Annotated in this window: 7 protein-coding genes, 3 tRNA genes and 1 pseudogene; 8 read left to right on the top strand and 3 right to left on the bottom strand. The window is 73.7% G+C overall.

Translation table 11 applies throughout. The annotated features are described in order from the left end of the window. Positions 1-220 (top strand): annotated as a pseudogene (locus HGA02_RS07630) (hypothetical protein); the annotation flags it as partial. A 187-nt stretch (positions 221-407) separates the two neighbouring features. Here the strand turns inward: HGA02_RS07630 and HGA02_RS07625 are convergent. Further along, positions 408-905 (bottom strand): YajQ family cyclic di-GMP-binding protein, encoded by a 498-nt coding sequence (locus HGA02_RS07625; protein ID WP_124344677.1) that lies wholly within the window; start codon positions 903-905, stop codon positions 408-410. A gap of 183 nt (positions 906-1,088) precedes the next feature. Here HGA02_RS07625 and HGA02_RS07620 point away from each other — a divergent pair. Continuing rightward, a tRNA-Tyr gene (locus tag HGA02_RS07620) sits at positions 1,089-1,170 on the top strand. A gap of 180 nt (positions 1,171-1,350) precedes the next feature. Here the strand turns inward: HGA02_RS07620 and HGA02_RS07615 are convergent. Beyond that, the gene (locus HGA02_RS07615) at positions 1,351-1,818 is read right to left on the bottom strand and encodes a hypothetical protein (RefSeq protein ID WP_168678517.1); all 468 of its coding nucleotides are present in this window, start codon (positions 1,816-1,818) and stop codon (positions 1,351-1,353) included. 208 nt (positions 1,819-2,026) lie between these two features. Here HGA02_RS07615 and HGA02_RS07610 point away from each other — a divergent pair. The 6 genes from HGA02_RS07610 to HGA02_RS07585 all read left to right on the top strand — a co-directional run bounded on the left by HGA02_RS07610 (position 2,027) and on the right by HGA02_RS07585 (position 5,263). After that, a tRNA-Thr gene (locus HGA02_RS07610) sits at positions 2,027-2,099 on the top strand. Between the two features lie 50 nt (positions 2,100-2,149). Beyond that, a tRNA-Met gene (locus HGA02_RS07605) sits at positions 2,150-2,223 on the top strand. Positions 2,224-2,307: 84 nt separating this feature from the next. Beyond that, a complete protein-coding gene (gene rpmG, locus HGA02_RS07600) occupies positions 2,308-2,478 on the top strand; it encodes a 50S ribosomal protein L33 (RefSeq protein ID WP_124341451.1) in 171 nt (56 codons plus the stop codon). A gap of 221 nt (positions 2,479-2,699) precedes the next feature. Next, positions 2,700-3,149 (top strand): FAS1-like dehydratase domain-containing protein, encoded by a 450-nt coding sequence (locus HGA02_RS07595; RefSeq protein ID WP_168678516.1) that lies wholly within the window; start codon positions 2,700-2,702, stop codon positions 3,147-3,149. Next, entirely contained in the window at positions 3,146-3,571 is a 426-nt protein-coding gene (locus tag HGA02_RS07590) for a MaoC family dehydratase (RefSeq protein ID WP_168678515.1), read from the top strand. The genes HGA02_RS07595 and HGA02_RS07590 overlap by 4 nt, the downstream gene beginning before the upstream one ends. A 405-nt stretch (positions 3,572-3,976) precedes the next feature. After that, on the top strand, positions 3,977-5,263 hold the full coding sequence (locus tag HGA02_RS07585) for a Tat pathway signal sequence domain protein (protein WP_343035357.1): 1,287 nt from the start codon (positions 3,977-3,979) through the stop codon (positions 5,261-5,263). Positions 5,264-5,372: 109 nt separating this feature from the next. On the opposite strand, the gene HGA02_RS07580 is transcribed toward HGA02_RS07585, so the two are convergent. Further along, positions 5,373-6,458 carry a LacI family DNA-binding transcriptional regulator gene (locus HGA02_RS07580; protein WP_425483040.1) on the bottom strand — a complete coding sequence of 362 codons (1,086 nt, stop codon included), beginning with the start codon at positions 6,456-6,458 and terminating at the stop codon, positions 5,373-5,375. Positions 6,459-6,695: the final 237 nt, after the last annotated feature.

The following is a 6,695-nucleotide window of genomic DNA, read 5'->3' as shown; positions in this document are numbered from 1 at the left end:
CCGATCTCGCGCCGCCGGTCCGATGGTGCTCGACCGGGTGGGCCGCGTCGTGCTGGCGCTGGGCACCGGGCTGCACGGTGTCGCGCTCGCCCCGGGGGCCGGTCAGGTGCTCGCCGACCTCGCGGAGGACGGCCTGGGTGTGCCGCGCCAGGTCGGCGCCGACGACGACGAGCTCGACCGCAGCCGCTTCTCGCTCGCGGCGCTCGGCGCGGGGGTCTGACCCGTCGGACGCACGCTGCCCGACGCCAGGGGGGATCGGCTTGTCGCGGTCGGGCGCTGCCCGAACGCGAGGGGGATCGGGCTCGTCCGGTCGGCGCTCCCCGGGCGCGTGGGGTCACCGGGCTGCATCGGTGGCCGGACGGGCGGCGGGGAGCCGCGGCGCGCGCCGCCCTCCCCGCCGCGTCCCGTCAGCGGTAGTTGACGAACTGGAGCGCCGCGTCGACGTCGGCGCCCTTGAGCAGCGCGATGACGGCCTGCAGGTCGTCGCGGCTCTTGGCGGTGACGCGCAGCTCGTCGCCCTGGATCTGCGTCTTGACGTTCTTCGGGCCCTCGTCGCGCACGATCTTCGCGAGCTTCTTCGCGATCTCGCTCGACAGGCCCTCCTGGATCGCCCCCGCGAGGCGGTACTCCTTGCCCGACGGCTTGGGCTCCCGGTCGCCCACGTCGAGGGACTTGAGCGAGATCCCGCGCTTGATGAGCTTCGACTCGAAGACGTCGAGCACCGCGAGCACCCGCTCCGCCGAGTTCGCGACCATGAGGACCGACTCGCCGCTCCACGTGATCGACGCCCCGACGCCCTTGAAGTCGTACCGCTGGGCGATCTCCTTCGCCGCCTGGTTGAGCGCGTTGTCGACCTCCTGACGGTCGACCTTGCTGACGACGTCGAACGACGACTCGCTCGCCATGTGCTCTCCTCCTGCCGCCCCGGACACCCGCCGGGGACTCGTCTGTCGCCGCGCCCAGGGGCGTCGGCCGTCCGTCCCGGGGGACCGTTTCGTCAGCACCCCTCGGGAGTTGCTATCCTTCCACCCGCGCGCTGCTCGCGGCGGCCGGCCTCCGGGTCGACCCTGCGACGGCGAGCGATCCCTGGCGGGTTACCCGAGCGGCCAAAGGGGGCTGACTGTAAATCAGCTGGCACAGCCTACGGGGGTTCGAATCCCTCACCCGCCACGGTGCGAGAGCCCGGACTGCGACTGCGGTCCGGGCTCTCGTCGTCTCCGGCACTCGACCCCTCGTCGTCTCCGGACCCTTGGCCACCCGGACGCGGCGGTCCGGCCCGGGCGGCTCCGGGCACGACGACGGCGGGGCACCCGGGGGCGCCCCGCCGGTCGCGGGAGTGGGGGAGCGGGGTCAGGACGGCTTGGCGCAGGTGTACGTGCCTTCGGTGACGGAGACGGTCGCGCCCTCGTAGAGCGTGTCGAAGGCGCCGGCGTCCTCCGCGGAGGCGAACGCCACGCCGACGCCGAGCGGGTCCGCGAAGCCGGTGAGGCCGCCCAGGAGCTCCTCGGCACCGCTCTGGCAGGCCGGGTCCCAGGGGAGCGTCGTGTAGCCCGCGGCGGCGAGCGCGTCGATGGTGGGCTGCAGCTTCTCGGGGCCGGCGGCCGAGTCGGCGACGTCGGTCCAGACGACGAAGAACGAGTCCTCGGCGGTCGCGGGGTCGATCGCGGTGGGCCAGGCGAGCGTCGCGGCGGTGCCGTCGCCGCCGTCGGAGTCCGGGGTGGCGGCGTCGTCGTCGGAGCCGGTGCACGCCGCGGTGCCGAGGGTGACCGCGGCGGCGAGCAGGAGGGCAGCGGCGGTGCTGCGGGGTGTTCGGCGCATGGGCGGGATCCTGACACCGGACAAACCGCCCTGGCGACGAGACGAATCGTTTAGGCAGGCGTGCTCGGGCGCGGGTCCGCGGGCGATCGCGGCACGGTGTGCGGCGGCCGTCGTCGCAGGTCGCGCGACGGGTCGGAGATCGCCGTGGCGACCGTCACCGGCCCGGATTTCGCAGCCGGGCACTCGCCCGTGTAGCCTTGCACGCGCTGCCCCGATAGCTCAGTCGGCAGAGCGTCTCCATGGTAAGGAGAAGGTCAAGGGTTCGATTCCCTTTCGGGGCTCTGTGGTGTGTCCGGGGCCGTGGTTCATTCCGCGGCCTCGGGACATCCGAGGCGGGGTAGCTCAGCTGGTCAGAGCGCACGACTCATAATCGTGAGGTCGCGGGTTCAAGCCCCGCTCCCGCTACAGCCAGTGTGACCCAGGCGATGCGTCGGTCGACGCGTCGTGGACAGCAGAACGCAGGCGCCGTCCAGGCGCGAGGAGAAGACCATGGCCAGCAAGAGCGCGGACGTCCGCCCGAAGATCACGCTCGCCTGCACGGAGTGCAAGGAGCGGAACTACATCACGAAGAAGAACCGTCGGAACGACCCCGACCGGCTCGAGATGAAGAAGTACTGCCCGCGCGACAACCGCCACACGGTCCACCGCGAGACCCGCTGAGCCGCGCCCCTCGGGGCCGCAGGACTCCAGGCACGCCCCCGGCTCCGCGCCGGCGGGCGTGCTTGTGCTTTGAGCGCGGTGCAGGTGTGAGCGCGGGGGCAGGTGTGACCGCGGTGCAGGTGTGACCGCACTGCAGGTGTGGGCGTAGTGCAGGGCTGAGCAGGGCCGTGCGGGGCTGAGAGGCCGAGCAGGCCGACGCGACGGACGACAGGAGCACGAGGATGCCGGTCGACACCGGGTACGCCGGGCGCGAGTACGCGCCGAACGCGCCGTACGAGGTCGGACGCGAGAAGCTGCGCGAGTTCGCGGCGGCGGTCGGCGCGACGCACCCCGCGCACACCGACCCCGACGCGGCACGCGCGCTCGGCCACCCCGACGTCATCGCGCCGCCGACGTTCGCCGTCGTCGTGGCGCAGCGTGCCGAGGCGCAGCTCTTCGAGGACCCGGCCGCGGGTATCGACTTCAGCCGCGTCGTGCACGCCGACGAGCGGTTCACGCACCACCGTCCGATCCACGCGGGCGACCGGCTCGTCACGGTCCTGAACGTCGACGCGATCGTCGAGCGCGCCGGGCTCGCCATGATCACCACGCGCGCCGAGATCGCGGCCGAGGACGGCGAGGCCGTCGCGACCGTCGTCTCGACGCTGGCCGTCCGCGGGGAGGACGCATGACCACGCCGGTGCTCGCCGAGCTCACCGTCGGCCAGGAGCTCGCGCGACGCGAGGTCACCGTCGACCGCGCGCGCCTCGTCCGGTACGCGGGCGCGAGCGGCGACTTCAACCCGATCCACTGGAACGAGCGCGTCGCCACGGCGGTCGGCCTGCCGGGCGTCATCGCGCACGGCATGTGGACCATGGGCGCGGCCAGCAGCGTCGTCGCCGACTGGGCGGGCGACCCGGGGGCCGTCGTCGACTACCAGGTGCGGTTCACGCGTCCGATCCCGGTGCCCGACCCGGGGGCCGCGACGGTCGAGGTCGTGGCCGTGGCCGGCGCGCTCGACGCCGAGGCCGGCACGGTGCGCGTCGACCTGACCGTGACGGTCGACGGCGTGCGGGTGCTCGGCAAGGCGCAGGCGGTCGTCCGGCTCGCCTGACGGGCGGTCGCCGCACCGACGCCGGCCTGCGCTGCGACGTCGACGTGCGCGCGGCTCCGACCGTGCGCGGCGGCGCCGACGGTGTGCGCCGTCGTCGGGGATGTCGGTCTGTTCGGCCCTGTGCGGTGTCGCCCGCTCGGGCGACCTGCACCGCGGTCACGAGCGTGGCGCGCCCGGCGATTCGTCCGGCTTCTTCCTTTCCGTCCGGCCGCTCCCTACGGTGTACCCGGGCCGCATCGTCGCGGCCCGACGCCCACAGAGGAGAGAGCACCGATGCACCACACGACGACGGAGTCAGGGGCGCGGGTCTCGCGCCGGACGTTCCTCGCACTGACCGGCGCTGGTGTCGCCGCCGGCGTGGCTGTCGCCACGGCCCCGGGCGCCGCGGCCGCCGCTGGTGGACACGTGTCAACGGGGCGCGGTCACGGGCACGGCGCGTCCGCGCAGCGTGCCGCCGTCGGCTTCCTGCAGGCCGCGACCGACGCCTACCCGACGGTGAACACCGGCGCCCGGCTCGCGCAGAGCTACGGCGACGAGCTCGGACTGTTCAGCACGGCGTTCACGTACGACAACGCGCTCGCGGTCATCGCGCTGCTGGCCGACGGCAAGCGGTCCAGCGAGCAGACCGCGCGCGTCCTGGGTGACGGCCTGCTCTACGCGCAGGACCACGACCCGGGCTACTCCGACGGCCGGCTGCGGCAGGGGTACAACGTGGGCCCGTACACGTTCTACGACGGCAACCCGCAGCCGTACGGGTTCGTGCAGCCGGACGGCACGGCCAACATCGGGTGGCAGTTCGGGTTCCTCGGGACCGCCGTGGGTGACATGGCGTGGCCCGGCATCGCCCTGCTCCACCTCTACGACCGCACGCGCGACCGCCGCTACCTCGCGGGCGCCGTCCGGATCGGCGAGTGGATCACGACGAACACCTGGCGCACGACGGGCCTCGGCGGCTTCTCCTTCGGCGTGAACGGCGCGAACGCGCCCGTGCCCAACGGCTCGACCGAGCACAACATCGACTGCACGGCGTTCTTCTCGATGCTCCGCAAGGTGACTCGTGACAACCGCTGGAAGGAGGCTGCGGCGCACGCGCGGGAGTTCGTCGACGCGATGTGGGAGCCGTCCGAGGGCTTCTTCTGGACGGGCACGAACGACGGCGTCGAGATCAACCGCTTCCCGGTCCCGCTCGACACGGTGACGTGGGCCTGGCTCGCCACCCGTGACCGCACCTTCAAGCGTGGCCTCGACTGGGCGGGCACGGCCCTCGCCGTCACGGACGACGCGGCGGCCGCCACGTCCCAGCTGCCCGACGGCGAGACGGTCTCCGGCGTCACGTTCAGCACCGCGAGCGCGCAGTCGACCGCGCAGTACAACGGCATCACCGTGCACCCGCAGGGTGTGTGGCTCGAGGGCACCGGTCAGCTCGCGACCGCGCTGATCGACCGCAACGGCCGCGGTGACGCCAGGGCGGCCGACCGGCTGCTCGGGCAGATCCGGCACGCGCAGGACGTCCTGGGCGTCGGCCAGCACCTCGGCGGCGTGGTCGTCGACGGGGGAGTGGTCGCCGCGTCGAGCCTGCTCGACACCGGGTTCGGGTTCGGCTACTTCCAGGTGCAGCACGTCGGCGCGACGTCGTGGTTCGTCTACGCGGCGACGCGCACCAACCCGCTCGACTGGCTGAAGCGCAGCTGACGTCGGCGCACGGCGACGCCCCGGTCCTCCCCGGCGGAGGTGGCGGACCGGGGCGTCGTGCGTCCGGAGACGAGGGGAGCGCGCCGACGACGGCGGTTGGTGACCGGTGTCAGGCCGGGGCAGGTCCGGTCGTCGTCCCGATGCGCAGCGTGACGCCCAGCTCGCGGTAGGGCGGTGTCTCGCCCGCGAGCAGGTCCTCGACGGCGTGGCCCACCGCGGCGCCCTTCTCGGCGAGCGGCTGGACGACGGACGTGAGGACGTCGGGTGCGAGCCACGGCAGGTCGAGCCCGTCGAACCCGGCCACGGAGACGTCCTCGGGCACGCGCAGCCCGAGCTCGCGCGCCGCGAGCACGACCCCCGACGCGAGGAGGTCGGACTGGCAGACGACCGCGGTGGGTCGGACGTCGCCGGACAGCAGCGCGAACCCCGCGGTCTTGCCGTGCTCGACGAGCGACGCGGGGGTCTCGTAGATCGCCTGCGGCGTGACGCCGGCGTCGGTGACGCCCGCGAGGCGTCGGCGGGTGATCTCCCAGTCGATCTGCGACAGCCGGTCGTCGTCGACGAGCCCGTCGCGCCGGGCGCGGTCGAACGGGAGCGTGACGACGGCGATCCGGTCGTGGCCCAGACCGAGCAGGTGCTGCGTCGCCTCGGTCATCCCCTGGCGGTCGTCGATCCCGACGGTCGTGACGCCCTCCTGCTGGCGACCCTCGACGACGACCGTGGGGATCCCACGACGCTGGAGGGCGGTGAGCGTCGGGTCGTCGGTGGTGCCGCCCCACATGAGGACGGCGACGTCCATGGCCGCGGACTCGACGAGGGGGTCCACGGGCGGTTCGGTGGGGTCGCTGGGACCGGGGATGAGCAGGACGCCGAGTCCGAGCGAGCCGAGCGTCCCGACGAGCCCGTCGAGGACCTGCACGGAGACGGGGTCGCGGAACGAGCGCTTGAGCGCGTCCCCCACGACGACCCCGACGATGCCGGACCGGCCGCGCCGCAGCTGACGGCCGAGCGGGTTCGGCCCGGCGTAGTCGAGCTCGACCGCCGCGTCGAGCACGCGCTGGCGGGTCGCGGCGGCGATGGGGCCGGCGCCCGAGAACGCGAGCGACGCCGTGGAGACGGAGACCTTGGCGGCCGCGGCGACGTCCGCGAGGGTCGGGCGAGGGCGGGGCAGGGGTCCACCTCCGGGTCGGCGCACCGGGCTCGGCCGCCCGTGCGGGCGGGTCGAGGAGGGGTGCGACGGGGCACGACGCGCGGGTGCGCAGACGTGTTGACGCGACCGCCAGCGTACCCGCAGAATATCTCGTCCCCTCAAATCGATTCGACCCCGCTGCGAGACGCGATCGAATCGATTCGAGCACTTCGCCCGAACCGTGCCCGGAGCCCCGCCGTGTCCCACCCCGCCCCCGCCGGGCAGCCTCGCTCGTCCACGCCG

The sequence above is a fragment of the Cellulomonas septica genome, from assembly GCF_012396155.1.
GTDB classification, from domain to species: Bacteria; Actinomycetota; Actinomycetes; order Actinomycetales; family Cellulomonadaceae; genus Cellulomonas; species Cellulomonas septica.
Note: the sequence above shows the minus strand (reverse complement) of the source record. Positions and strands in the feature narration are given on the sequence as shown.

Coding starts and splice junctions, on each gene's coding strand:
- HGA02_RS07595 (WP_168678516.1), top strand. CDS start 2,700: ATGCCGGTCGACACCGGGTACGCCGGGCGCGAGTACGCGCCGAACGCG.
- HGA02_RS07625 (WP_124344677.1), bottom strand. CDS start 905: ATGGCGAGCGAGTCGTCGTTCGACGTCGTCAGCAAGGTCGACCGTCAG.
- rpmG (WP_124341451.1), top strand. CDS start 2,308: ATGGCCAGCAAGAGCGCGGACGTCCGCCCGAAGATCACGCTCGCCTGC.
- HGA02_RS07590 (WP_168678515.1), top strand. CDS start 3,146: ATGACCACGCCGGTGCTCGCCGAGCTCACCGTCGGCCAGGAGCTCGCG.
- HGA02_RS07615 (WP_168678517.1), bottom strand. CDS start 1,818: ATGCGCCGAACACCCCGCAGCACCGCCGCTGCCCTCCTGCTCGCCGCC.